Annotated in this window: 21 protein-coding genes and 1 tRNA gene; 20 read left to right on the top strand and 2 right to left on the bottom strand. The window is 59.6% G+C overall.

The genetic code is table 11. From position 1 onward, the window contains the following. Nucleotides 1-113 precede the first annotated feature (113 nt). Together spxB and OZX71_RS07950 are read left to right on the top strand one after the other, a co-directional pair. Nucleotides 114-1,901 carry a pyruvate oxidase gene (gene spxB / locus OZX71_RS07955; protein WP_277159936.1) on the top strand — a complete coding sequence of 596 codons (1,788 nt, stop codon included), beginning with the start codon at nucleotides 114-116 and terminating at the stop codon, nucleotides 1,899-1,901. 316 nt (nucleotides 1,902-2,217) lie between these two features. Next, complete coding sequence (locus OZX71_RS07950; protein WP_277159935.1) at nucleotides 2,218-3,807, top strand: MFS transporter; 1,590 nt, start codon at nucleotides 2,218-2,220, stop codon at nucleotides 3,805-3,807. A gap of 73 nt (nucleotides 3,808-3,880) precedes the next feature. Here OZX71_RS07950 and OZX71_RS07945 read toward each other — a convergent pair. After that, nucleotides 3,881-3,954: transfer RNA gene (locus tag OZX71_RS07945), tRNA-Lys, on the bottom strand. A 306-nt stretch (nucleotides 3,955-4,260) separates the two neighbouring features. Here OZX71_RS07945 and OZX71_RS07940 point away from each other — a divergent pair. The 14 genes from OZX71_RS07940 (at nucleotide 4,261) to clpB (ending at nucleotide 21,712) form a co-directional block, all read left to right on the top strand. Next, complete coding sequence (locus tag OZX71_RS07940; RefSeq protein ID WP_277159934.1) at nucleotides 4,261-4,992, top strand: MIP/aquaporin family protein; 732 nt, start codon at nucleotides 4,261-4,263, stop codon at nucleotides 4,990-4,992. 558 nt (nucleotides 4,993-5,550) lie between these two features. After that, nucleotides 5,551-6,567, top strand: coding sequence for a DUF3152 domain-containing protein (locus OZX71_RS07935; protein WP_277159933.1), 1,017 nt, complete (start codon nucleotides 5,551-5,553; stop codon nucleotides 6,565-6,567). Continuing rightward, nucleotides 6,564-7,883, top strand: a complete 1,320-nt coding sequence (locus OZX71_RS07930; protein ID WP_277159932.1) for a glutamyl-Q tRNA(Asp) synthetase — start codon at nucleotides 6,564-6,566, stop codon at nucleotides 7,881-7,883. The genes OZX71_RS07935 and OZX71_RS07930 overlap by 4 nt, the downstream gene beginning before the upstream one ends. 330 nt (nucleotides 7,884-8,213) lie before the next feature. Further along, nucleotides 8,214-9,803: an anthranilate synthase component I family protein gene (locus tag OZX71_RS07925; RefSeq protein WP_277159931.1), complete on the top strand. Its 1,590-nt coding sequence runs from the start codon at nucleotides 8,214-8,216 to the stop codon at nucleotides 9,801-9,803. After that, on the top strand, nucleotides 9,800-10,399 hold the full coding sequence (locus OZX71_RS07920) for an aminodeoxychorismate/anthranilate synthase component II (protein ID WP_277159930.1): 600 nt from the start codon (nucleotides 9,800-9,802) through the stop codon (nucleotides 10,397-10,399). Before OZX71_RS07925 ends, OZX71_RS07920 begins: the two co-directional genes overlap by 4 nt. Nucleotides 10,400-10,522: 123 nt before the next feature. Further along, nucleotides 10,523-11,569, top strand: a complete 1,047-nt coding sequence (gene trpD / locus OZX71_RS07915) for an anthranilate phosphoribosyltransferase (protein WP_277159929.1) — start codon at nucleotides 10,523-10,525, stop codon at nucleotides 11,567-11,569. Between the two features lie 113 nt (nucleotides 11,570-11,682). After that, complete coding sequence (gene trpC, locus OZX71_RS07910; protein WP_277159928.1) at nucleotides 11,683-12,534, top strand: indole-3-glycerol phosphate synthase TrpC; 852 nt, start codon at nucleotides 11,683-11,685, stop codon at nucleotides 12,532-12,534. Between the two features lie 114 nt (nucleotides 12,535-12,648). After that, a complete protein-coding gene (locus tag OZX71_RS07905) occupies nucleotides 12,649-13,467 on the top strand; it encodes a phosphoribosylanthranilate isomerase (protein WP_277159927.1) in 819 nt (272 codons plus the stop codon). A gap of 250 nt (nucleotides 13,468-13,717) precedes the next feature. Next, complete coding sequence (trpB, locus tag OZX71_RS07900) at nucleotides 13,718-14,917, top strand: tryptophan synthase subunit beta (protein WP_277146119.1); 1,200 nt, start codon at nucleotides 13,718-13,720, stop codon at nucleotides 14,915-14,917. Further along, nucleotides 14,910-15,845: a tryptophan synthase subunit alpha gene (gene trpA / locus OZX71_RS07895; protein WP_277159926.1), complete on the top strand. Its 936-nt coding sequence runs from the start codon at nucleotides 14,910-14,912 to the stop codon at nucleotides 15,843-15,845. The genes trpB and trpA overlap by 8 nt, the downstream gene beginning before the upstream one ends. 363 nt (nucleotides 15,846-16,208) lie before the next feature. Then, complete coding sequence (locus OZX71_RS07890; protein WP_277160694.1) at nucleotides 16,209-17,063, top strand: YggS family pyridoxal phosphate-dependent enzyme; 855 nt, start codon at nucleotides 16,209-16,211, stop codon at nucleotides 17,061-17,063. Nucleotides 17,064-17,226: 163 nt separating this feature from the next. Continuing rightward, nucleotides 17,227-17,574 carry an acylphosphatase gene (locus OZX71_RS07885; RefSeq protein WP_277159925.1) on the top strand — a complete coding sequence of 116 codons (348 nt, stop codon included), beginning with the start codon at nucleotides 17,227-17,229 and terminating at the stop codon, nucleotides 17,572-17,574. Between the two features lie 273 nt (nucleotides 17,575-17,847). After that, on the top strand, nucleotides 17,848-18,663 hold the full coding sequence (locus tag OZX71_RS07880; RefSeq protein ID WP_277159924.1) for a fumarylacetoacetate hydrolase family protein: 816 nt from the start codon (nucleotides 17,848-17,850) through the stop codon (nucleotides 18,661-18,663). Between the two features lie 415 nt (nucleotides 18,664-19,078). Then, nucleotides 19,079-21,712, top strand: coding sequence for an ATP-dependent chaperone ClpB (clpB, locus tag OZX71_RS07875; RefSeq protein ID WP_277159923.1), 2,634 nt, complete (start codon nucleotides 19,079-19,081; stop codon nucleotides 21,710-21,712). A 235-nt stretch (nucleotides 21,713-21,947) separates the two neighbouring features. On the opposite strand, the gene OZX71_RS07870 is transcribed toward clpB, so the two are convergent. Then, nucleotides 21,948-22,880, bottom strand: a complete 933-nt coding sequence (locus OZX71_RS07870) for a hypothetical protein (protein ID WP_277159922.1) — start codon at nucleotides 22,878-22,880, stop codon at nucleotides 21,948-21,950. 133 nt (nucleotides 22,881-23,013) lie between these two features. On the opposite strand from OZX71_RS07870, the gene rmuC reads away from it, so the two are divergent. From rmuC to OZX71_RS07850, 4 genes are all read left to right on the top strand, one after another. Next, nucleotides 23,014-24,363 carry a DNA recombination protein RmuC gene (gene rmuC / locus OZX71_RS07865; protein WP_277159921.1) on the top strand — a complete coding sequence of 450 codons (1,350 nt, stop codon included), beginning with the start codon at nucleotides 23,014-23,016 and terminating at the stop codon, nucleotides 24,361-24,363. Next, nucleotides 24,360-25,010 (top strand): orotate phosphoribosyltransferase, encoded by a 651-nt coding sequence (locus OZX71_RS07860; RefSeq protein WP_277159920.1) that lies wholly within the window; start codon nucleotides 24,360-24,362, stop codon nucleotides 25,008-25,010. The genes rmuC and OZX71_RS07860 overlap by 4 nt, the downstream gene beginning before the upstream one ends. A 208-nt stretch (nucleotides 25,011-25,218) precedes the next feature. Continuing rightward, on the top strand, nucleotides 25,219-26,010 hold the full coding sequence (locus OZX71_RS07855) for a TrmH family RNA methyltransferase (RefSeq protein WP_277159919.1): 792 nt from the start codon (nucleotides 25,219-25,221) through the stop codon (nucleotides 26,008-26,010). A 483-nt stretch (nucleotides 26,011-26,493) separates the two neighbouring features. Then, a complete protein-coding gene (locus OZX71_RS07850) occupies nucleotides 26,494-26,733 on the top strand; it encodes a hypothetical protein (RefSeq protein WP_277159918.1) in 240 nt (79 codons plus the stop codon). Nucleotides 26,734-26,829 lie beyond the last annotated feature (96 nt).

Below are 26,829 nucleotides of genomic sequence, written 5' to 3'. Positions count from 1 at the left end.
TAGCGGGGTCGAACGTCGTAGTGGAAAAGCGAGACTCCGGCAAAGCGAAAGAAACGGCGAACGCAGCTTGGCATCGTGAACCGACAATGGCAATGAAGCGAAAGGGGCCGACGATGGCAGACAAAATCAATGCATCCGACGCGATGATCAAGGTACTTGAAGATTGGGGCGTGAACCATATTTTCGGGCTTCCCGGAGGGTCGTTCGACTCGACCATGAATGCGCTGCACAACCGGCGGAAGACCATGAAGTACATTCAGGTGCGTCACGAAGAAGCCGGGGCGCTCGCAGCGGCCGGCGAGGCCAAGTTCACCGGCAAGATCGGTGTGTGCTTCGGTTCCGCGGGCCCGGGTGCCGTCCACCTCTTGAACGGCCTGTACGACGCGAAGCACGACCACGTTCCGGTGCTCGCCTTGGTCGCCCAGGTGCCCACCGCTAAAATGAACACCGATTATTTCCAGGAAATCGACGAAGGCCCCATCTTCGACGACGTCGCCGTCTACAACCGCACGGTGATGACCGCCGAGCAACTGCCGGCCGTGGTCGATCAGGCCATTCGTCAGGCCTACGAGCATTCCGGTGTCGCCGTGGTCATCATTCCCAAGGACCTGGGCTGGACGCCGATCGATGATGACTTCCGCTCCACCGCGCATGATTTCAGCCGTGGAAAGCTGTGTGCCCAGCCTGATCCAAAGGATGTGGCCGAGGCTGTGAGGATCTTGAACGAGGCCGAACGCCCGTTGATCTACTTCGGAGCCGGCGCCAAGGATGCGGCCGAGGAACTGGTGGCGCTCTCCGACAAGATGAAGATTCCCATGATGTCGTCCGCGTTGGGTGTCGGCGTGCTGCCGGAAGGGCAGAAGGCGTACGTGCGCAGCGCCGGGCGTGTGGCCACCAAGCCGGGCGTGGACGCGGCTTTCTGTGCCGATGCCGTGCTGTTCATCGGCACCAATATGCCCTTTACCTCCTACTTTGTCCATCCGAACGCCAAGTTCATCCAGGTCACCATCAAACCCACGGACATCGGCAAGCGCCACCACGTCGACCTCGGCATCGTGGCGGACGCCAAGGCCACGTTGAAGGCGATGCTTGAGGCGGCTCCGAACGTGGAATCGCGGCCTTATTACGATGTGATAGTGGAAGACCTCGCCAATTGGAACGAATGGTCGGCCGCCCGCGAGGACCTCGAGGGCACGCCGCTCGAGCCCGATACCGTCTTTGCGCGCATCAACCGCAACGCCGAGCCCGACGCCATCTTCGCCGTCGACGTCGGCAACGTCACCATCGACGGTTATCGCATGCTCAAGGTGAGCCCGAAGCAGAAGATCTCGACTTCCGCGTGGTACGCCACGATGGGCTATGCGCTGCCGGCGGCCATCGGCGCGCAGGAGAGCTACCCCGACCGCCAGGTCTTCTCCATCAGCGGCGACGGCGGGTTCGCGATGAACATGCAGGACATCATGACGCAGGTGAAGTATCACGAGCCGATTATCAACATCGTGCTGACCAACGAGGCGTTGGGCTTCATCGAGGGCGAGCAGGACGATATCAACCAGCCGCATTCGGGCGTCGACCTGATCGACGGCGACTACGCGGACGCGTGCGCGGCGTTGGGCGCGAAGGGATTCGAGGTCCGCACGCTCGCCGAGCTGGACGACGCGTTCGCCCAGGCGGTGGCGAACCACGACGGCCCGAGCGTCATCGACGTGAAGATTTCCGGCATCCGCCCGCTGCCCGTCGAGCAGCTGGTGCTCGACGTCGACGAACACCACACCCAGGCCGACGTGGACGAGTTCGCCCGCACCTATCGCACGCAGGGACTGGTGCCTATCAGCAAGTTGCTTGAGCGCCACGGGCTGGACGGCCGTATCGAGCCGTTGAAGCGTTTCGGTTCCGTCTGAGTTCCGCCGGTCCCGTTCGGCTGTGTGCAAGAACGAAAGGACCCCTAACGAAACGTGATAACTGAATAGAATGAATATCCTCTGACAGCGAGGGTACGCAGAAAACGGCTTACGGGTTGTGAAGCGCCGATTCCGATGGTTGTGACGGTGAAAGAGACGAATATCGGAACGGATTTCTTCAAAAACCGTAGGTCGTTTTTGTTTTTTTAACCGCGCAAATATTGGTCCCTGCCGCACGTTGCCATGCATCTTGTCTATTATGGATACTGCATAAACGTTAATTGTTTACAATATCCGACATGAGGAGCGTGCGACTTTGATTCGGCCTCGGCGAGGAGACGGACAAGACAGGCAAGACGACAAGACACGACTTCACCGTCATTCCCGCAACGCCCCGATTACATTGGGCAATGCCATAGGTTACGGTATCGGCGACATTTTCGGCGGAGGTCAGCTTACGCTCATCGGCACCTACCTGGTGCTGTTCTGGACGCGGTTTTGCGGCATGTCCATCTCGTTGGCACAATCGGTGGTGGGGCTGAGCGCCATCATCAGCGGCGTCGCGGCTCTTTCGTTCGGTATCCTCGGCGATAATCTCTATCGTTTTCCGATTGGTCGTCATTTTGGCCGTCGGCATTTCTTCCTTATGCTGGTGCCTCCACTGATTCTGGTCGGTATCCTGCTGTGGATTCCCGGCCTGCCGTTTGTGGTTTATTTCCTCGTCTATGTATTGTGGGTCACCGTCGCCCAGCTGTTCGCCTCCGCATACAACACGCTGCCCGGCGAGATGGCGTACGGCTTCGACGACCGCACCAAGCTCTCGACCGTACGTCTGCTGATTTCCGGGGCTTCCGGCACGCTGATTCTGCTCATCGGTGGAGGCACGCTTTCGGTGTTCGGCGAGCACAGGCCGGCTGGATACATGATGTTCACCATCGCCATCACGATTTGCTTTGCTCTGGCTGTCTTCATCTGTTGGAAAAGCACGTGGGAGATGACGCCCGAGGAGGCGGGATTCGGTCGGTATGTCAATGATGCGGCTGGGAAAGCAAAGGTTGAAAGCCATCTTTCGGTACGTGCGGAAGTCAAGCTGTGGCGGCATCGCCTTGCCGTCATGTTCCGCGAATACGCCAGCACGCTGCGCATCGCGATTTTCCGTCGCCACCTGGCGCTCTACCTGCTGATGCTCACCGCCGGCGACGTGTTCGGCCAGACTTTCGTGTTCTTCGTCATCTATGACTGGAACAAATCCGCCGCGTTCGCCTCGTTGCTCTTAAGTTCCGGCATCATCACCGTGCCGCTGAACCCGCTGTTCGGCGCGACCATGATCAAGGTCGGTCCGAAACGCATGTATCAGGCGAGTTTCGCCGCGAGCCTCATCGGCCTGGCTTGGATTTTCGCCGCATGGCGTTTGGTCGGGGTGATCGCGGAACCGTGGTGGACGGTGTTCGCCGTCGCCGGCGCCCTGTTCTTCTTCATTGCCAAGGCCCCTTCCGGTTATCTGCCGTGGGCCGTCTTCCCGTTCATCGCCGACGTCGATCAGGTCGTGTCCGGCAGATATCGCGCCTCGACATTCACCGGCATACAGGCAGGATTGCGTCAGTTGACTTCGGGGCTTTCCTCGATTGTCGTCGGTGCTATCTTGGGATTCGTCGGTTTCGACTCCTCGCGCCGGGTTCAGAGCGTGTTGGCGGGTAATGGCTTGGGAGCGTTGATGATCGGCTGGTACGCGCTTTCCGTCGTCATCTGCATTGTCGTGGCGCGTCGGTTCAACCTTGACAAGCGCACGGACGGCATCGCCCTCGCCGAGTCCGCCCGCGTCGCCTCAGGCGGGGACCCACGCAGCGTCGATTCGTCTGTTCGTGTCACGCTGGAAGACCTGACCGGCCAGCCCTACGGGCGGTGACGGGCGCTGCAGGCTGTGTGTATCTGGCAAACGGTACGAAAAAAGGTACCGCCGAACGACGATACCTTGCTCGTGCCCCCACGGGGATTCGAACCCCGGACACGCTGATTAAGAGTCAGCTGCTCTAACCAGCTGAGCTATAGGGGCGCTGGTCTAAACTACAAGAGCCAAGAGAACAGTATACATACGCAATGAAATTTGCGCAAGGCGGTGTGTCGCTATCAATTATACATTGAACTTGAAAACGTTTGACAACAAATTTTCGGAACGAAAAAACTGAGAATGAAGTGTTTTATTCGTACGGTGAGTTACACTTCTTATTGATCGGATATGGATATGTTCAACGTTTTGAGCATGGCATCTTCGAAGAATGACTAAGAACGATAGATGTTCTGTGCCTGAATTACGCGGTTGTGGTGATGGCACGTTCGTCGCACTCGAGGAGGAAGAACAATGGAATTCTCACTTAGCGCAAAGCTGGCGGCCGAGTTCATCGGCACGGCTTTCCTGATGATATTCGGCAACGGCGCGGTCGCCAATACCGAACTGAAGGGCACGAAAGGCCACGGCACCGGCTGGCTCAACATAGCGATGGGCTATGGTTTCGGCGTCATGTTCCCGGTGATGATGATCGGCTCGGTCTCCGGCGCGCATATCAACCCCGCGATGACCATCGGCCAGGCGGTCAACGGGCTCTTTCCGTGGAGCGAGGTGCTGCCCTATATCATCGCGCAGCTTCTGGGCGCGGCTCTGGGCCAGTTGATCATCTATATCACCTATCTTCCGTATTACAAGATGGAGACCAGTCCGGACGCCATTTTCGCGACATTCAGCACCACTGAGGCCTCCGGCAACAAGGTCGTCTACTTCCTCAACGAGCTCTTCGGCACCCTCGTCCTCGTGCTCGGGGCGCTGTGCATGCTCTCCCTGCCTTGGGGCAAGAAGGACCCGGCCGCCGCGGCCATCGTCGTCGGCCTCATCGTCTGGGGCCTGGTGACCTCCATGGGCGGCTCCACCGGCCCCGGCCTCAACCCGGCCCGCGACCTCGTGCCGCGCTTCCTGCACTGGATCCTCCCCATCCCGAATAAGGGCACTTCGCGCTGGGGTGAGGCCTGGATTCCGGTGATCGCCCCGATTATCGGCGCCATCATCGGTGCTTGGATCTTCAAGGTCTGCTTCGGCTGATTCCAAGGGTCCCGGATTGCTGAACGTGTATTTTCCGTAATCCAACGGTAAGCCAACGGTGAACCGACAATGGCGGTGCGACCTGCGATTCTGCGGGTCGCGCCGTTGTATTGTTTGATATCCTTTGCCGGCTTGTAGTTAACAGAGGATGCGTTATCGAAAGTTGGGATACGAGAACTATCCGTTTCCGATTTCCTTGGTTTGCGAGGATTATGAAAAATGCTGGCCCATGAATTTTTCTCGTCATGAAGAATATCTATTATTGTCCCCATAACAGGGAAATCCGAGTGGGGGAACGACGTGACACGTGAGCGACCGACGAACACGGGAACCCCACGCGGCAAGGGGACGGAAAACGGGCGGAAGACGTCTGCGAAGACCGGCAAAAGTGCGAAAAGCAGGGGAGCGGCATTACCGATCGGAATTCTTCGGGCTTGTGCACGGTGGGTCGGCGTGGTCTTGCTTGCCGCGATCCGTGGATTCAATCACGCTGTGCGACGCGGCTTTCGGGCGTTTCGCGATTTCCTTGGATTACGTAGGCCGAAGACTACAGGCGGTTTGCACGGCTCGGCCGGCAAGAACGCTTCGCGCACGCGAAGAAAGGCGGCACGCGGCGTCCGCAATCCAGACCTTGACGGTGAACTTGGTATTTCCGAAATATCGCAGGGTTTCATCGGCTCGGTGCTGGGTCAGGAAACCGATGAAGGCTCCGCGCGGAAGGCCGCTGTGCGATCGTCGGCAGATTCTGCCGCGTCGCGGCCTGTATCCAAGTCCGTTTATCGTTTTCGCCGCATCGTCGTGCTGATGGTGGCGTTGGTGGCCGTCGTCGCCATCGTTTTCGGCTGCAGGGCGGTGATATCCGCGGTCGGCGGCCATGATGATTCTCCGACGCGGCAACATTCGTCTTCGGCCGTCTCAAAGGCCGATTCCCAGCGGGCCAGGCAGGTGAAAAAGCGCGGCAAAAGCAAGCCGCCGAAACCTGATCTGACCAAGGCGACCCCGTTGAAACCCCTGACCGACCAAAGCCGCGCCTCGATCCTCGCAGCCGCGCAAAAGACGGTGGCGGCCAGCGGCAAACCGGCTCAGCAGTATTCCTATTGTGTGAGCACGAAGGGCAACGTGGGCGACGCCAAGGTCGGGCAAGTCTTCGAAAACACGATTTTCCGTACGCTGAACGACCCGCGTGGCTGGCCGCGTGCCGGCGCGACCTTCACGTACAGCGCCGATTCCAGTAGCTGCGATTTCGTCATCTATCTTTCGCAGCCGTCGCTGATGACCACGTTCTCGGGCAACTGCTCCGACGAATACAGCTGCCGCGTGGGCAACAACGTCATCATCAACGTGGACCGTTGGAACGGCGCCACCCCGCAGATGCTGAACGCCGGGATGTCGCTCGACCGCTACCGCACCATGGTCATCAACCACGAGGTCGGCCATCGCCTCGGCCATATCGACAACGAACCTTCCTGCCAGGCTTCAGGAGCTCTGGCGCCGCTCATGCAGGAGCAGTCGATGGACCTGCGCGGCTGCAAGCCCAACGAATGGCCGTTGGATTCCGAGCTCTGGATTCAATGATCGGGCGGGCAACCAAGGTCGGCCGTTTTGCGCCCACGCCTTCCGGACGGATGCATATCGGCAACGTCTACGCGATGTTGGCCGCGTGGCTTTCGGCGCACGAGGGCGATGGCCCGGAAGCGGGCAAGGTGCTGCTGCGCATTGAGGACGTCGACGGGCCGCGTGCGGTGAGAGACGCCGACAAATGGATCATGGACGATCTGCACTGGCTCGGGCTCGACTGGGACGGCGAGCCGGTCTACCAGTCGCAGCGCACACAGATTTACGAAGAGGCATTGCGGGCGCTCAAATCGTTAGGTGTCGAAGATGTCGCCTTAGCTGATGGGGCTTCAAAAGGTCCGTCGGCCTCCGGTGATTTTCCGCTGGTCTACCCGTGTTTCTGCTCGCGTGCCGACCTGCGCGCGGCCTCGGCGCCGCAGGAGGGCGACCGGTTTCTGATCTATCCCGGAACGTGTCGGAAGCTGCTGAGCGAGCGACCCGGCGAAGTGCGCTCGCGGCTGGAAGCGGGGAAACGGCATTCGTGGCGTATCGCCGTGCCGGAAGAGGGCTCGAGGGGGAGCATTGTCACGTTCGACGATCGCGTATTCGGCCGGCAGCGCTTCGACCTGCCGCTTCAGGTCGGCGACACCGTCATCCGCCGTTCCGACGGCATCTTCTCCTACCAGCTGGCGGTGGTGGCCGACGACCTGTTGATGGGTGTCAACGACATCGTGCGCGGCCGTGATCTGCTGCGTTCCACGGCCTTGCAGATCTGGATTCGGCGTGCGTTGATTGCCGCAGGTTTCGCCGCGAAATACGGGATTGGCGCTGAGGGTCATTCGACCGAAATTGATCATCGACACAGATCGTATAGTAATACATTAAAAGCAAGCAATAGCCGGATGACGGATAATCGTGACACCGAACAATCGAATAATTCTCGGCCTTTCGATCATCGCAATGTCGCAAAACCAAATAATGCTGCGGTCTGCTGTGCCAACGCAACGGCGGAACGCCCGGTCTATGCCCACCTTCCGCTGATCGACGACCCGATCGGGGTCCGCCTGGCCAAGCGCAAGCACTCGCTGGACCTCGGCGCGCTGCGTGCGGACGGGGTAAAACCGGAGCAGGTTATCGGTTATTGCACGTGGCTGCTCGGTGTCCGTATGCCGGGCTCTGTCCACATTTCGGACACCTCGGCTCCTGTTCCGTTGAGCGCTCGAGAAGCCTTGGAATGCTTTGCTTTCGACGATATTCGAGCCGACAGATCCGATCGAATTTTGGCTCCGAATTGGGCGGATGAAGTTGACAGAGGCAAAAACGGAAGTGTAGCGTAAGCACCAATAACTAAACACTACAAACCGATGAAGCGGGGAAGTAGACGGAAACGCGCGATGAGCGAGCCTGGGATGGTGAGAGCCGGGACGAGATGCGAACCGTTGAGTGGGCCGCTGAGGGCGCACCGATTGGCTGGATTTCCGGCGATGAGGCTGCGACGTAAGGCATACGTCAGTTGCCGGGGATGTGTTGGCATTCCGATAAGGGCACGGGAGACCGTGAACCAAGGTGGCACCGCGGGCATATATTCGCTCGTCCTTGGCTGTAATTGACAGCTGGGACGGGCTTTTTTAGTCCCTGAACGAGGCGAAAGCCTTCAGGAGGTGCCCATGGTGAACGTGAGTGCGGGAACTGGTGCGGGTTCGAACGGCGGTGCAGCCGTGCGAGGTGCTGCCGGCGACGAAAGCCGTTACGCTGGCATTCGGCCGACGCTTGACGAAGTACGCGAGTTGGCTGGTACCGGCAAGTATCACCGGATTCCTGTGATGCGCGAACTGCTCGCCGACCGCCTGACCACCATCGAGGCCATGCGCCGGGTGCGTGCCGCCTCCAACCATTGCTTCCTGCTGGAAAGCGCCGAAGCCGACCAGCGCATGGGGCGCTATAGCTTCCTCGGTTTCGCGCCGACGCTCGAACTGACCTGCAAGGCCGGTGACCTGCGTATCAAGCGTGTGGCTCCTGCCGGAACTTCGGACGACGACGTCGTGATTGAGCACAGGCACGTCGATCATCCGAGTGACGCGATTCGCAAGGTGCTTGCCCAATATGCCAGCCCGCGCCTCGAAGGCTTCCCGCCATTTGCCGGCGGCTTGGTGGGCTACTTCTCCTTCGGCTATTTCGCCTACGCCGAGCCGACATTGCGGCAGGAAACCCGCGATCCCAAGGCGTTGCCCGATGTCGACCTCATGCTCTTCGACCAGCTCATTTCCTTCGATTCCTACCGTCAGCGCCTGCAGCTCATCGCCGGCGTCGACACCAGCGATGTGGATGCCTCCTACGAGCGTGCGGTCTCCCAGATCGAGGGCATGCAGCAGATTCTCGAGAATGGCCAGCGTTACGATTTCAAGCCGCTGGAGCTTCAAGGCGACCTCACGCTGACGCTCGACCGCGAGCAGTATGGCTCGATGATCAGGACGGCGAAGGAACACATCTACGCCGGCGACATCTTCCAGGTCGTACTTTCCAACCCCAGCACCGCTCTGGCTTCCGGCAGCCTGTTCGACGCCTACCGTCTTATGCGCGCCGAAAACCCGAGCCCCTACATGGTCTTCATGTCCAGCGACGACATCGAAATCGCCGCCGCTTCGCCCGAGACGCTGGTGCGGCTCGAGGACGGCAAGCTGCTCACGTATCCGCTTGCCGGAACGCGTCCGCGCGGCGCGACGCCGGAGGACGACAAGCGCATCGAGCACGACTTGCTGAGCGACGAGAAGGAACTGGCCGAGCATAACATGCTGGTCGACCTCGGGCGCAACGACATCGGCCGCGTCGCGCAGCTCGGCAGCGTCGAAGTCGAGCGGCTGCACGATATCCTGCGGTTCTCGCATGTCATGCATATCGGTTCCACGGTTGCGGGCAAGCTCGCGTCTGGCAAAGACGCGCTCGACGTCATCGACGCGGTGCTGCCGGCCGGCACGCTTTCCGGAGCCCCGAAAATCCGCGCTTGCCAGATCATCGCGGAACTTGAGCAGGCTCCGCGCGACATCTACGGCGGCGCCATCGGCTACCTCGATTTCTCCGGCAACCTCGACACCTGCATCGGCATCCGCCTGGCGTTCAAGCACGACGGCAAGGTGACGGTGCAATCCGGGGCGGGCATTGTGGCCGATTCCGACCCGGACAAGGAATTTGAGGAATGCCGCAACAAGGCGCTCGCCGTTGTGGACGCCATCAACCAAGCGAACGGAGGTCTGAAATGATCACCATCGTCGACAATTACGACAGCTTCTCCTACAACCTCTACCAGCTCATCGGCTCCATCGACCCGGACGTGCGCGTGGTGCGCAACGACGACCTCGACGTGGCCGGGCTGGCCGCGTTGGGCTCCGATGGCATCGTGCTTTCGCCGGGGCCGGGCAAGCCCGCGGACGCGGGAATCTGTGAGGACGTGGTGCGCGAGATGGGCGGGAAGGTGCCGATTCTGGGCGTCTGCCTCGGCCATCAGGCCATCTGTGAGGCGCTGGGCGGCAAGGTCGTTCCCGCTGCGGAGCTGATGCACGGCAAGGCCTCTCCGGTCGAGCTCGATAACGATTGCCCGCTGTTCGCCGGGATGCCCTCCGAAATTCAGGCTGCGCGTTACCACTCACTTGAGGCGGACAAGGCGACCTTGCCGGAGACGTTGCGCGTCGTGGCCCGCACGCTCGGCACCGACGAAATCATGGCCGTCTCCCACGTCGTCGATCCGACGTTCGGCGTCCAATTCCATCCCGAAAGTATTCTGACCCCGCTCGGCTCGCAGATACTCAGGAATTTCATCGAGGTGGTCGACCGATGGCGGGCTGGCAAGCGCCGGTGAGCGGCCGTTGAGCTGATAAGCCAGACGGGCGGTTCGGCAAGCGGGATGTCGATAGGCCGGTCATTACGATCAATAGCTATCAATAAATAAGTAAAACAATCAATAAATAACAAGGAAGTCATCATGATCAGTGAAGCAATCGTCAAAATCGTCAACAAGCACGACCTCACCTACGACGAGGCCTACCAAGCGATGAAGGAGATCATGGGCGGCAAATCGACACCGACCCAGAACGCGGCCTTCCTCGCGGCGCTTTCCACCAAGTCGGCCGAGGCAGAGACCATCGACGAGATCGCGGGCTGCGCGGCGGCCATGCGCGAACTGGCCACCCCCGTGCCGCACCCCGGCATCGAAACCATCGACATCGTCGGCACCGGCGGCGACGGCGCCAACACCTTCAACATCTCCACCACCGCGGCGCTGATCTCCGCGGCCGCCGGAGCCCACGTGAGCAAGCACGGCAACCGCGCGGCCAGCTCGCAGTGCGGCACCGCCGACTGCCTCGAGGCCTTGGGCGCGAACATCTCGCTGGCGCCCGACGAGGCGGTCGACCTGCTCAAAGCCGACAACTTTACCTTCCTTTTCGCCCAGCGTTACCACACCGCGATGCGCTACGTCGGCCCGATCCGCAAGGAACTCGGCTTCCGCACCGTCTTCAACATCCTCGGGCCTCTGACCAACCCCGCGCGCCCCGAGTACTTCCTGCTTGGCGTCTACGACGAATACCTCGTCGAGCCCATCGCCCACGTGCTCGAAAGTCTTGGCGTGCGTCGCGCGCTGGTGGTCTACGGACGCGACAAGATGGACGAGGTCTCGCTTTCCGCCGAAACCGCGGCTTGCGAGCTGCGCGACGGCGAATACCATCCGATGACGCTGACCCCAGAGGAATTCGGCCTGACTCGCTGCACCAAGAAGGACCTGCTGGGCGGCACCCCGCCGCAGAACGCCGAGATCACCCGCGCCATCCTGGGCGGCAAGGAAACCGGTCCGAAGCTGGAGGCCGCGCTCTTCAATGCCGCCTGCGCGCTCTATGTTTCGGGCGTCGCCTCGTCGATCGGCGAGGGCGTGGAGCTGGCCCGCGAGCAGATCGCTTCCGGTGCCGCGATGAAGACGCTCGAGGCGTTTGTCGCCGGTTCGCAGGCATTCGCCAAGGCCGATGCGGATAAGTAAGCGCTGAAATGATACTGCAGGATTGCAGATACGTTGTATATGTATTGCAAATGGTGTAATCCTGCGATATCCGATATCGGCTTCGATACCAACGATAAGAAGGTGCAAGAGTAATGGCTGATTCCGAGAATATTCTCCAACGCATCGCCGCGAAAACCCGCGAACGCGTGGCTGAGGAGAAGGCGCAAACCCCGCAGAGCGAGGTGGAGGCGCAAGCCCGTGAGGTCGCCGCGCAAAAGGTTGCGGCGGGGGAGACCGGCAACGCGGCGTTTCCGTTCGAACGCGCGTTGAAGGCTCCGGGCATGAGCTTCATCTGCGAGCTCAAACGCGCTTCGCCCAGCAAGGGCCTGATCGCGCCGGACTATCCCTACCTCAGCATCGCCCGCGATTATGAAAAGGCCGGGGCGGCGGCCATCAGCTGCCTGACCGAGCCGACATGGTTCAAGGGTTCCGACGAGCATCTGCGGCAGGTCGCGGCGGCGGTCAGCATTCCGGTGCTGCGTAAGGATTTCATCGTCGACGAGTACATGATTTTCCAGGCCCGTGCGTGCGGTGCTTCGGCCGTGCTGCTCATCTGCTCGATTTTGAGCGACCGGCAGATCGCGGATTACGTCGCGCTCGCGCACGAGCTCGGCATGAGCGCGCTCGTGGAGGCCTACCAACCCGACGAGGTGCCGCGAGCGATGGACGCCGGCGCGCGGATTATCGGTGTCAACAACCGCGACCTGCGCAATTTCGAGGTGGATTTCGAACGCAGCCTGCGTCTGCGCCCGACCGTCGGCCCGGACCGCGTGTTTGTTTCGGAATCCGGCGTATACACTCGTGCCGATGTGGCGCGGCTCGAGGCGGCCGACGTGGACGCGGTGCTGATCGGTGAGACGCTGATGCGTTCGCCGGACAAGGCCGCGGCGCTCGCGGAACTTCGTGGCAGCGCCGCCGATAGCGCGACGGTAGCTGGTAAGTAAGAGACGAAATGATGAATAATCCGGCGGCATCCGCCGCAACCGTTCCTGCAGGTCGCATGCCAGGCAGTTTGTCCGTTCGAGGGTTATTCGTGACTGGGAATGAGAGGTAGTGCGATGAATGATTCGATGGCATCGCTTCGCTCCGCGTCTTTGGAATCGTCCGATAACGGTGTGCCATTTGAAGATGACGCCATGGTTGCTCATGCCATTGCGGACAATACGGTTTCGCTTGCTAACACGGTTGACGTGGATGTTGCAAATGTCGCAAATGGTTGCAAAGTCAAGCTTTGCGGGCTCAGACGCGAGCAGGATATGGACGCCGCGCTGGCGGCCGAACCCGATGCTGTCGGATTCATCATTGATTTCCCCAAATCGCATCGTTCGATTTCTCCCGAGCGTGTGGCCGAGCTGGTGAGGTATATGAAGGCTCGAGCTGTCGAAACCGGTGTAAAACCGCCGGCCGCGGTAGGAGTGTTCGTCGACCAACCGGCCGAGCACGTGGCTGCCGTCGCGCGTGACGCCGATCTTGATACGGTTCAGCTGCACGGGCACGAGGACGAGGATTATCTTGCGCAATTGCGCGGGCTCGTAACTCTGCCGATTATGCAGGCGTTCAAGGTTCGCGAGACGGACGACGTGGCTCGTGCCGTCAAATCGTCGGCCGATCTCGTGCTGCTCGACGCCGGTGCGGGTGACGGCAGGACCTTCGATTGGTCGCTGGTGGCCGAGGTCGAGCGTCCGTTCGTGCTCGCCGGCGGCTTGTCGGACGAAAACGTGGCCGAAGCCATTCGCGCGACGCATCCGTTCGGGGTCGATATGAGTTCCGGCGTTGAAACCGACCGTCTCAAGGACCCGGCCAAGATGCTCGCCGCGGTCAAGGCGGTACGCGAACTGTCGAATACTGCGAAAGCGGGTGGTGCGTATGGTCGATAATCCAAAAGCATTTGTCGTAAGCAATTCGGGAGCATGGTTGCATCGGCACCGACGCAAACGTGACGAATATCGTCGATGGCGGCTGCCCGCCTGATAATCCTGCAAAACGAATCCGAACAGAATGATTGGCAGCACTGCCGATCGCCAACAAAAACCAATTTGGGTATCCGCAATCGGAAATCCAACCGAACAAAACCGTCAACCAGCAATACAATCAACGGTTATAGCTGTTAGATAAAAGGAGCAAATCATGACCAATTCGCCCAATTCCAAGGGGCGCTTCGGCATCCACGGGGGCCAGTACATCCCCGAGACGCTGATGGGCGCCGTCAACGAGCTGGAGGAGGCCTACAACCATTACAAAACCGATCCGGACTTCCTCGCCGAGCTCGACGACCTCGAGAAGAAGTACGCGGGCCGTCCGTCGCTGTTGTATTACGCAGAGAATATGACCAAGGACCTCGGCGGTGCCAAGATTTATCTGAAGCGCGAGGACCTCAACCATACCGGTGCGCACAAGATCAACAACGTGCTCGGCCAGGCGCTCTTGGCCAAGCGCATGGGCAAGACCCGGCTGATCGCGGAGACCGGCGCGGGCCAGCACGGCGTGGCCACGGCCACCGTCGCGGCGCTTTTCGGCATGGAATGCGTGGTCTATATGGGCCAGGTCGATATGGAACGCCAGGCGCTGAACGTCTACCGCATGCGGCTCTTGGGCGCGGAAGTACGCGGGGTGACCAGCGGCACCGGGACGCTCAAAGACGCGGTTTCCGAGACCTTCCGCGAATGGACGCGACGCATCGCCGACACCCACTACTGCCTCGGCTCGTGCATGGGCCCGCACCCCTTCCCGACTATGGTGCGCGACTTCCAGGCCGTCATTTCCAAGGAGGCCCGCGAGCAGATTCTCGAGGACGAAGGCAAGCTTCCGGCGGCGGTGATCGCGTGCGTCGGCGGCGGCTCCAATGCCATCGGCAGCTTCTACAACTTCATTGGCGACGAGGGTGTGAAACTCATCGGCTGCGAGGCGGCAGGGCGCGGCATCGACACCGACCGCACCGCCGCCACGATGAACACCGGATCGCTCGGCATCTTCCACGGCATGAAAAGCTACTTCTGCCAGAACGAGTACGGCCAGATCGCGCCGGTCTACACGATTTCCGCCGGCCTCGACTACCCGGGTGTCGGCCCGGAGCACGCGGCGCTGAAGGATTCCGGACGCGCCCAATACGTCGCCATCACCGACGACGAGGCCGTCGACGCCTTCGAATACCTCAGCCGTACCGAGGGCGTCATCCCGGCCATCGAAAGCGCGCACGCCGTGGCCTATGCCATGAAACTCGCGCCGACGCTGCCCAAAGACCAAAGTATCATCGTCACCCTTTCCGGGCGTGGCGACAAGGACGTGGCGGCCATCGCCCGCTACCGTGGGGAGGATCTTCATGACTGACAACACCAATGCTGCTTCCGAGCGTGCCGCGGCCGCCGAAGCGAGACTGTTTGCCAACAATGACGGCGATGCGCAGGGTTCGCGCCCGGCCGGCGACGCTGCGAAATCGCAACCCGTCGTGCCGCACCGTTCCCGTATCGCGCAAGCGTTCACGGCCCCCGATGGCAGCCGCCGCAAGGCCTTCGTCCCGTTCGTCACAATCGGCGACCCCTCGATTGCTCTGACCGAAAAGCTGGTGCCGGCCATGGTCGATGCCGGCGCCGACCTGATCGAGCTGGGCGTGCCCTTCTCCGACCCGACGGCCGAAGGGCCGGTCATCCAGGAAGCCAGCAATCGTGCGCTTTCCGCCGGGACGACCACCGACGACGCCTTCGCGCTGGTTGAGCGTCTGCGAGGCGAGCACAAGATCGAGACGCCGATGGTCTTCATGACCTACTCCAACGTGCTCTATTCCTACGGGCTTGAGCGTTTCGCGCGTCGGGCGGCCGAAGTCGGGCTCGACGGCGTGATTCTGCCGGACGTGCCGCACGAGGAAAAGCCGGAATTCGACGAGCCGCTGGCTGCCGCAGGGCTCGAGCTGGTCAGCCTCATCGCGCCGACCTCGCACGAGCGCATCCGCAGCATCGCCTCGGACGCCAAGGGCTTCATCTATTGCGTCAGCTCGCTTGGCGTCACCGGTGTACGCAAGGAGATCACCACCGACGTGGCGGGGATGGTGCGCGAGGTGCGCGCCGCCACCGACGTGCCGGTCGCCATCGGTTTCGGCATCTCCACTCCCGAGCAGGCCGCGAAAATGGCCGGTGATTCGGACGGTGCCATCGTCGGCTCGGCCATCGTGCGCATCGTCGGCAAGTACGGCGAGGACGCGGTACCTTACGTCGCCGATTACGTGCGCTCCATGGCCGATGCCGTTCACGCCCTGAACTGAGGATTCCGCAAATCGGTCATAATGATTCGGCCATAGTAATAAGGAATAATTAATAAGAAATCGCGGGCACATTCGTCATCGGACGTTGTGCCCGCATTCTGGTGCTGGGAAACTGCACTTGGCCCGCCATTAAAGTCCGTTTTCCAGCAGTAGGTTGTGTTGGCAGTTGGTGGGTGTGTGCGTCTGCATTTTGGTGCTGGTAAACTGCATCTGGCCAGCTGGTAAAGTCCGTTTTCCAGCATGAAGATGTGTCGGCGATGGATTGTCGACAAAATGATGATCCGTTATTCCTCTTTTATTGCTGCGCGATGACATGGGCATGCATAATATGGAGGCGGACAATCGAAGTGGAAGCGGGGAATGATGACTGCTTATATGGATCACAAGGATCTCGCCAACGAGGTCATCGACGAGGCGCGGACCAAGGAAATCGCGGATGGCGTGCATCGCGTGCTCGATGACATTGCGCAAGCCGAGGCGGCTTCCGGGCGCGGGGCCGGGGCAGTCAAACTGCTCGCAGCCACGAAAACCCGTGATGTCGGCGAGATCATGGCGGCCATCGACGCCGGCGTGCGTATGATCGGCGAGAACCGTCCGCAGGAGATTTCGGCCAAAGCCGAGGGACTGATTCGCCAGTGCGCAGCACGCGGTTTTTCGCTGGGTGCCGCCGCGAATGCTCAGAATGTCAATGGTTCCAGTGTTTCCGCAGCTTCTCAAACCGCATCGCGCGGCCACATTCCGTTCCATCTCATCGGCCAGTTGCAATCCAATAAAATCGGCAAGGTTCTGCCGTACGTCGATACCATCGAATCCGTAGGTTCTCTCGACGAAGCGCAGAAAATCGCGCGTCGTGCCGTGGCCCGCAATATCGTCGTCGGCGTACTGCTGGAAGTCAACGAATCCGGGGAAGCTTCGAAGTCCGGGTGCGAGCCCGACGAGGCCGCGGATCTCGCTTATCAGATTGCTGCCATGGAAGATCTGCAATTGCAAGGTTTGATGACCATCGGTGCCCACGTCGACGACGAAAAGACGATACGTGCCGGATTCGCCCACTTGCGCGGCGTCCGCGACACGATTCTGAACTCTGGCGAGCCCGGAACCGCGGGCTGCAAGGACCTTTCGATGGGCATGACCCACGATATGGACTACGCGGTGGCCGAAGGCTCGACCATCGTGCGCGTCGGCACCGCGATTTTCGGCGAGCGCGCGTTTATCTGAGATGGCGAATTGGCAGAACAGCAAGTGTTCCTGAAACCATAGAGAATAGTGGAATACGCTGGGTGCAAGGTTTGTCAGGCTTTCGGTTATTGATTTTTTCTTTGATGTTTTTGAAAGGTGACGAGAGATAATTTAGCGTTACATCAACGTTTGGGGGAAGACGATGAGAGAACAAGCGAAAATAAAAGGGCCTTCAGGTAGGAACAAAGCCAGAAGCAATGGCCGTGTGATTCGCGTTCGCGCGGTGGTCTCCGGCTTGGTGCAAGGCGTGGGCTACCGTTACTTCGCAGTCAACGAGGCTCGGCGTTGCGATGTCGCCGGCTGGGTGCGCAATCGGCTCGACGGCTCGGTCGAAGCCGAGGCGCAGGGCGAGCAGAGCCTGGTGGCCGCGTTCGTCGAACGGCTTGGCCACGGCCCGCAATGGGGTCGCGTCGACCACGTGGAAACCACGGAGATCCCGCTTGCCGACAACGAGGGCTTCGAATTCCGCGTCCGTCGCGACGCCCGCTGAGATTGCGTTGTTGCCAGCACTAAGTGCGGTTGATGTGCTGGAAATAACGCATTTAGCGGTTGAAAATAGGTCATTACCAGCATAAGGGCCATAGTTAGTGCTGGTAACAACGCATTTGGATTGCCGTTTGGCCCGGTTCGTGGTCATGCCCGGAACACAACTGTGCGCAGGAAACTGTAGCCATGGTTGAACAGGGCGGTTCGGCGCCGAATATTTTCGGTATATTTCCTGCTTTGCCTGTTCCCAGACCGGAAGATGGCGTAGGCTGGAGGCATGAGAATCGCACGCTACTCCTATAACGATGTTCCGCACTATGCCTTCGTGCAGACCGACAAGAACGACAAGAAGGATTATCTGGTCGAGCTCGACGGCTATCCCTTTGGCTCGCAGCCGGTCGGCCCTACCGGTCAGCGACATTTGATCGACGAGGACGGTGTTCGCCTGCTTGCTCCGGTCATCCCCTCCAAGGTCTACGGCCTGGCCAAGAATTACGAGGCCCATGCCGAGTTCATGCACGCCAAAGGCCAGTCGTCCGCCGAACATGCGCCAAGCGAGATGGTCATTTTCATGAAGCCGTCCACCTCCGTCATCGGCCCCGACGATCCGATCGTCATTCCCGACTATTCCAATGACATGAACTTCGAACCCGAGGTTGCCGTGGTTATGGGCCGCATCGCCAAGAACGTTTCGGTCGACAAAGCCATGGACTACGTGCTCGGCTTCACCTGCGTCAACGACGTGACGCTGCGCGATCTGCAGGGCAATGACCCGATGTGGACGCGGGCCAAGGGCTTCGACACCTCCTGCCCGCTCGGCCCGTGGATCGAGACCGACCTCGACTGGAAGGACGCGAAGATCTCCTTCAAGCTGAACGGCGAGGACGTACCCGCAGCTTCTGGCACCACCGCCGACCTGATTCATTCGATTCCCGAACAGATCGCCAAGATTTCCAGCTTCGCGACGCTGCTGCCGGGCGATGTCATCATGACCGGCACCCCCAACGCCTCCGGCACGTTGAAGCCGCGTGACGAGGCCATCGTCAACATCGAAGGCATCGGTTCGCTGCGCAACGTGGTCGTCAAGGGCTGAATGCGAGGTTTCGCAAGTACCGTATATATAAGGTATGCGCGAGATAGATGAAGGTATAGGTATCGGACAGGCCGGTTGGCGGAGTTGATTCCGCTGGCCGGCCTGTTTCTATTATTCTTTGGTCCGGTAGAGTCCGAGTCCGACCATTTCTGTGTTTGGTGTATTCATGTCTGTCGGTTCAGACAGGTTTGAATATGGGTTTGGTGTCACGAATCGTGCCGATAAATCTGTCGGTTATTGGCGTCATGAGCCATCTCGTATAGGGAACTAGACAATGAAGTCTAAAAGTTGAGTCGAAGAGACTCAAGTTTTGGGAATAGAACCCCTTCGTTTGCGGTTGTACTAATTAGATAGTGAACGATGCCTTGAAACCCGCCGATTTACGGCGGAACAGGGCGAATAGACGGAGGAAAACATGGAACAACAATTTACGACCATGGCGCAGGAAGCAATCGGCGACGCGATTCAGAGCGCGTCGGCGGCGGGCAATCCCCAGGTGGATACCCTGCATGTGATGGATGCGCTGCTGCGTCAGGAAAACAGCGTGGTCACCGGACTGATCAGTGCTGCGGGCGGAGATCCGAAAGCGATCGGTGCCGCGGTGCGCAACGCGTTGGTTGCTCTACCGAGCGCCAGCGGTTCCTCGACCTCGCAACCACAGGCGAGCCGCCAGTTGACGGCCGCGTTGGCTCAAGCCGAAAAGGAAATGAAGCAGATGGGCGACGAATACGTCTCCACCGAACACCTGCTGATCGGCATCGCCGACGCCGCGCCGAACGAAAGCGCGACGATTCTCAAAAACAACGGCGTGACGCCGGAAGCCTTGCGCAAGGCTGTGCCCGGTGTGCGCGGTGGCGCAAAAGTCACCAGCCCGGACGCCGAAGGCAGCTACAAGGCGTTGGAGAAGTATTCCACCGACCTGACTGCGCAGGCGAAGGAAGGCAAGCTCGATCCGGTGATCGGCCGCGACCAGGAGATTCGCCGCGTCATGCAGATCCTCTCACGCCGCACCAAGAACAACCCGGTGCTGATCGGCGAGCCCGGCGTCGGCAAGACCGCCGTCGTCGAAGGCTTGGCGGAACGTATCGTTGCCGGCGATGTGCCGACGACGCTGCAGAACAAGAAGCTCATCAGCCTTGATCTGGGCTCGATGGTGGCCGGTTCGAAGTACCGTGGCGAGTTCGAGGAACGTCTCAAGGCCGTCTTGAACGAGATTAAGAGCGCGAACGGTGAGATCATCACCTTTATCGACGAGATCCACACCATCGTCGGCGCGGGGGCGGCCGAAGGTTCGATGGATGCGGGCAATATGTTGAAGCCCATGTTGGCGCGCGGCGAGCTTCGCCTGATCGGTGCGACCACGCTCGACGAATACCGCGAGAACATCGAGAAGGACCCGGCGCTGGAACGTCGTTTCCAGCAGGTTTTCGTCGGCGAGCCCAGCGTCGAGGATACCATCGCGATTCTGCGTGGCTTGAAGCAACGTTACGAGGCACATCACAAGGTGACCATCGGCGACGACGCGCTCGTGGCCGCGGCGACGCTTTCGAACCGTTACATTTCCGGCCGTCAGCTGCCCGACAAGGCCATCGATCTGGTCGACGAGGCGGCGGCACACCTGCGCATGGAGCTGGATTCGCAGCCTGAGGAGATCGACGAGCTGCAGCGCCGCGAGACCCGTCTTGAGATGGAGGAGATGCAGCTGAAGAAGGCCGAGGACCCGGCCAGCAAGGACCGCCTGAGGAAGCTGCAGAGCGACCTGGCGGATACCCGCGAGAAGCTCTCCGGCCTGAAGTCGCGTTGGGACGCCGAGAAGGCCGGCCACAACAAAGTCGGCGACTTGCGTGCCCAGCTCGACGCCAAGAAGGTGCAGGCCGACAAGTACACCCGCGAGGGCGATTTGGAGAAGGCCAGCAAGATCCTGTACGGCGAGATTCCGGCGATCCAGAAGCAGTTGGATCTGGCGGAACAGGCCGCGGACGAGGAGAATGCGGATGGCCAGGAGACCGAGCCGATGGTTCCCGACCATGTCGACGCCGATTCGGTGGCGGGTATCGTCTCCGAATGGACCGGCATTCCGGTCGGCCGTCTGATGCAGGGCGAGAATGAGAAGCTGCTGAATATGGAGAAGTTCCTTGGGCGTCGCGTCATCGGCCAGAAGGAAGCCATCCAGGCGGTTTCGGATGCGGTGCGGCGCTCGCGTGCCGGCATCTCCGACCCGAATCGCCCGACCGGTTCGTTCCTCTTCCTCGGACCCACGGGCGTCGGCAAGACGGAGCTCGCCAAGGCGTTGGCGGACTTCCTCTTCGACGATGAGAAGGCCATGGTGCGCATCGACATGAGCGAGTACATGGACAAGGGTTCGGTGACCCGTCTGATCGGTGCGGCCCCCGGCTACGTCGGCTACGAAGAAGGCGGCCAGCTCACCGAGGCTGTGCGGCGTCGCCCTTACTCCGTCGTGTTGTTCGACGAGGTGGAGAAGGCGAATCCCGAGGTCTTCGACATCCTTTTGCAGGTGCTTGACGACGGCCGTTTGACCGATGGGCAGGGCCGGACCGTGGACTTCAAGAACACGATTCTGATCATGACCTCGAACCTCGGTTCGCAGTTCCTGGTGCAGCCTGATCTGGATGATGAGGCGAAGAAGAACGCGGTGATGGACGCGGTGCACGCGCACTTCAAGCCGGAATTCATTAACCGTCTCGACGAGCTGGTCATCTTCCATCCGCTCACCCGCGAGGAGCTGGGTGAGATCGTGGACATCCAGGTGCGTCAGGTCGCCTCGCGCTTGACCGACCGTCGCATTACGCTCGACGTCACCAAGGCCGCGAAGGAATGGCTTGCCAATGCCGGTTACGACCCGGCTTACGGTGCCCGTCCGTTGCGTCGCCTGGTGCAGACCGAGGTCGGCGACCAGATGGCGAAGATGTTGCTGAGTGGCAAGGTTCACGACGGCGATACCGTTTTGGTCGACCAGACCGGCGGCGATCACCTCGAGCTGAGCACGATGCCGGAGGATCCGTTGGATGAGGATCACGACGTCGAGTGAGCCGAAGGCGTGAAACCAGAAACGCAACGCAAGTGAAAGCAAGCAGGCGTGACGTTTCGGTTTTCGCCGGTAACCGTTGAATGATGGCTTTCTGATAGGAAAGGCCGGATTGTTGCAGGAATGCAGCGGTCCGGCCCTTTGCTTATGTTCGCGGTCTATTTGAGATGCTTTTAGCGAGATGCTGATAAGGAGATGCTTGTAACGACACGTCGTTGGCGTGTTCTGGTTAATCGGGTCAATCGTTGCTATGCCGTGTCTTTCTGCGGCCACTGATAATAAGGATAACCGCGAGAATAGCGAGAATAAAACCGGCGACAACCAGCACTCCCACACCGCCGAACAACGCGACGACCAGCCGTGGCTGCGGGCCGAACGCCACCAGAAGCGCGAAGGCCCAGACCGCGATGATGATGACGGTGATCGTGAAGACGCGGGAGAAACGGGCGACTTTCCTCACTCCGGCGATGAGTGTGGCAAATGCGCGGTCGGCTATGGAATCGCTTGGAGTTTCCGGGATGGAGGTGGAAGTTGTTGATGAAGTGGCCGAATCTTGGAAACGTTCGGCGTCGCGCAGGATGGAAAGCTCAAGCAGCTCGATGCTCAGCGCCAGGGCGACGATGACGTTGACCGAACCAAAATAGGCGTGACGTGAACCTTCGGGGAACTGATTGCCGGCCACGCAGATGGCCAGACTGTAGATATAGGCGCCGGTGGCTCCCAGAGAAATCAACGAATTGACGTCGGGCATATGGCGTTTCAGCGCGTGCCAGCCCTCCCGGTGGATTGGCGATCCGCAATAGAACATCGCCGGGGTGGTCAGGATGGCCTGTACCCATGGATTGATGAGCCAGCTGGGAATCAGAGAATCGCTGAAACGGCTTAACAGTGAGGGGATGAACACGATGACGGTAAGGACCAGCGCGAGTATCAGCAGGCGTGAGATACGTGAAATCTGAGCCGTGGTCTCATTGGACTGCCCCTTGGCGGCGTTATCGTCGGAAGAAGTGTCGATGCCGGCGTCGGAAACGTCGAGGTTGCGTAGTCCTTGAAGTGCGGCTTCCACCGGTGATGGCGCCGAAGTCGGCGAGCGGAAAAAGAGGAGGATGAGCCACGTTGCCAGCACGGCGAGCACCACTGCCAAACCGCCCATGAATAAGTCGAATCCCACGGTTCCTCCTTGATTACCCTTTCATCATTCCAGCAAGTGGCATCGATATCCATATCGGCGCCATGATTGACACGAGATATACGCACAGCTTCGTGTCTGGATTTCGTCCATGGTGTCCTGTGTAATAGAACATATGTTCGAAAATCCTGTAGTGGCAATCGTGATGGTCATCCTCGCAGCGGCGCTGGGGTTGGTGGCCGGCTTCGTGCTGGGCAAATCGAAGGGGCAGGAGGCTGCGCGAACCGTCAAAAACACCGATGCCGAAGAGGCGCAGGCGCAAAACGAAGAGCTTCGCCATCAGGTCGGCGAGCTCACTACGCAAGCCGCACAATATCGCGCTCAGTGCGACGGGTTGAACCAGCAGCTGGCGTTCGTCAAATCCCAGTTGGCACAAGCCCAGCAGGCCGAGCAGCTTCGTGTGCAGCGCCAGCAGGAGCAGGAGCGTGAGGCGGCCGAGCGCAAGCGGCAGGAGCAGGCCAAGGCGATGGCCGAACAGAGCAAGGTGCTTTCGGCACTCGCGCCTGTTCAGAAGAACCTCGATGCCTTGCAGCAGAAGGTCACCCAGATCGAGGAAGGTCGCAAGCATGAGATGGGTGCTTTGGGCCAGCAGCTCAAGGGGTTGAACGACCAGCAGACCCGTTTGGACAAGGAGACCAGTTCGCTTTCCGCGGCGTTGCGTAATAATAAGGTGCGCGGCGCGTGGGGCGAGGCGCAGCTGCGCAACATCGTGGAGTCTGCAGGGCTCTTGGAGCATGTCGATTTTGATACGCAGGTGGTCGTCACCGATCCTGAAGGCCGTGTGCAACGGCCGGACATGGTAGTGTATCTTCCCGGCGGCAAGACGATTCCCATCGATGCCAAGGCACCGTATTCCGATTACCAGCGTGCCTGCGAGATTCCCGACACCGCTTTCGACGACGAGCTCAAACGCCGCGACGAATTGCTGGCCGCTCATGCCAAGGCGTTGCGTGAGCATGTCAAGACCTTGGGAGACAAGGCCTATTGGAACGCTTTCGACACCACTCCGGATTTCGTGATTGCCTTCATCCCCAACGATGCCCTGCTCGAGGCGGCGTTGAAGGTCGACCCGACACTGATGGACGATGCTTTCGCGCGTAAGGTCGCACTGACCTCGCCGGTCACGTTGTGGGCCGTTTTGAAGTCGGTCGCCTTCGCTTGGCAGCAGCAGAGCCTGACCGATGACGCCAAGATGCTCTTCGACCTTTCGCGTGAGCTGTATGAGCGGTTCGCGGTTCTTGGCGACAAAGCCAACAAGCTCGGCCATTCGATCACCCGCACGGTTTCGGCCTACAATGCCTTCGCCTCGTCGCTGGAATCGCGGGTGTTGGTCACCGCGCGTAAAATGCAGAAGATTGATTCGAGCAAGGTCATCGACCCGGTCGATATGGTCGATTCCGAGAAGACCGACGTCCGCGAGCTGACCGCGCCCGAGCTGAATCTGGAGTCGGAGGAGCAACAATGAGTGCCGAGCAAGCCGAGGCCAAAGCTGAAAGCAAGGGCGGAGATGAAGCACAAGGCAAGGGCGAGTTGCAGTCGCTTTTGCAAGTAGCGGTCGAGAAGAAGCCGTTCAGCGAGCTGTTCGATGTAAGCCTTGACCATCGTGGTGCCGAGCTGATTGGCGACATCTTGCTCAATACGCTCGAGAACCGTGGTTTTGCGCTTGACGATTTCGATGCGGTCGGTGCGTTGACCGCTGCCGCCGTGCCGATGGTGACCGCCGTGATGCATGCGGCTCATGCCCGTGGGCGCGAACTCAGTGGTTTCGTCATGGATTTCGTCTATCCGTCAATTAAGGGGCCGTCAATCTTAGGCAAACGCGTGGTACTGCTGGATTCCTGGCTCTCCGAAAAATCGTATGTGCAGACGTCTTCGCTGGTCACTTTGCGTAACGGCAATGAGCTGAGCCTCGATTTCAGCGTCGTGGAACATGAAGGCGCGCAAGTGGCCGCCATCGCCTCATTAATCGGTGGCGTCAGCGGCGATGCCGCTGCAAGCAGTATCAAAGTCATCAACCCCATTTCCGGTGAGGAACGCAATCTGCCATTTGTCACAGCTTTCGATGAAGACGAGTTGCGTGGTGACGCAACTGCAGCGCCGAAAGCCCGCTGAATATGTGCAGACCGAATCTCAATACGGTGGTTCGCTTAGGGGACAGCGGCCTACCTCATTCCGATGATGTTGAATGTCTCGAATTCCCTGGGAATGTGGATTTGAAACATGTGCATTTTAGAGAGATCAAGTATTTGAAATCAATTGGTAACGCATTTCTGATTGGCGCTGGCGTTGCTGCGCCAATCGAAGGGAGTATTGACTGATTATGCGTGAGCCCAATCCTGTAACTGCGGCGGCCCGGGCTTCCGGTGAACCGGTTTTCCGTGAGATCGGCGTCGGTCCATGGGCCGAAACCCACCCGAATGAACCACGCCCCGACGATCCGCGGTCTCCCAATTTTGACGCGCGCTACGATTCGGAGCTGCTCGGCAACGGCGACCGCCGCAATGTGCTCGACCGGTTCCGCTACTGGTCGGTCGAAGCCATCAAGGCCGACCTCGACGAGCAGGGGCGGCATGGTTTCGATGTGGCCGTCGAAAATTGGACGCATGATTTCAACATCGGCTCGATGGTGCGCACGGCCAACGCCTTCGCCGCCCGCAAGGTCCATATTGTTGGCCCCCACAAGTGGAACCGCAAAGGCGCGCTGATGACCGAGCTCTACCAGCACGTCGATCATCATCCCTCGATTGAGGAGCTGGTGGCGAGCTGGAAGCAGGAAATCGCAGAGGAAATCAAACAGGCGCAAGCCGACGAAGCCAAGGCCGAATTCCGTGTGGACAAGGCCCGCTACCACCGCATCGCCGAGGAAGCCAAAGCCTCCCGCATCATCGCGCTCGACATCATTCCCGGCGCCGTGCCCATCGAAACCTACCGTTTCCCGAACCGCTGCCTGATGCTCTTCGGTGCCGAAGGACCAGGCCTTTCCCAAAAAGCGCTGGAACTGGCCGATGACGTGGTCTACATCTCCCAGTTCGGTTCGGTGCGCTCGATCAATGCCGGCGCCGCCGCCGCTGTCTCGATGCACTGCTGGATTTCCCAGCATTTGACCAGATAAGGTCGTCAACCACGCAGTCTCTAGTGGTGGATAGCCAACGAACCTCTTTTCGTTTCTGTGCATAAATCTGTGCACGATTCGGGCGCTCAACCCTTGACACGCCTCAAATGTGGATAACCCCTACCATTCGACCACACTACCCGTTTTGGCTTGTGTTAAGGTAGGCAAAGCGCGTGTAATTGATGTATGAACGGAACATACGAAAATCCGGTGATAGACCCGAGAATTCACCAACGTCATCCAGACATAACAGATGACGATGTGAGACATGCGTGGCATTTTCGGTTCTTATCTGGTCCCAGAAGAAAGCAGACGAGGCAATGGGCTTCGATAGGTTTTGACAGCAAGGGTAGATTATTGGAAATGGTGTCGACGGATAAAAGTGGTGAGTTGCTTATTTTCCATGCCATGACCCCGCCTTCGAAGCGTACAATGATAGAAGTAGGAGCTTAAGATTTTAAGGATTGTTAAAAGGAGGTATTAATGGACAGCGAAGAAATTGAGAAGAAATTTGGCTATACGCCTGAACAATTAGATGAGATGGCCGCTGAGTATGAAAGCGGAGAATGGGAGGGGCCGCTTGATTATGTAGTGCAGTTGCGGCCCATTACTCCTGAAATGCGTAAGAAGATTGACGAAATTTGGGCTGGATATAAGCGTGAGGATGCTGAGAAATCCACAAAAGCGAACACTGGCCGTAAATTAGCTGCGGCGTATCGCTGAGATACTTATAAATGAAGAGAAGTCGAATAATAGCCTGGGTTTACCCTGAATTGTCCCTGAACATACCCTGAATCATCCCCGAGGTCGATGCTGACC

The organism is Bifidobacterium sp. ESL0764, from assembly GCF_029395515.1.
In the GTDB taxonomy this organism is placed as follows: domain Bacteria; phylum Actinomycetota; class Actinomycetes; order Actinomycetales; family Bifidobacteriaceae; genus Bifidobacterium.
Note: the sequence above shows the minus strand (reverse complement) of the source record. Positions and strands in the feature narration are given on the sequence as shown.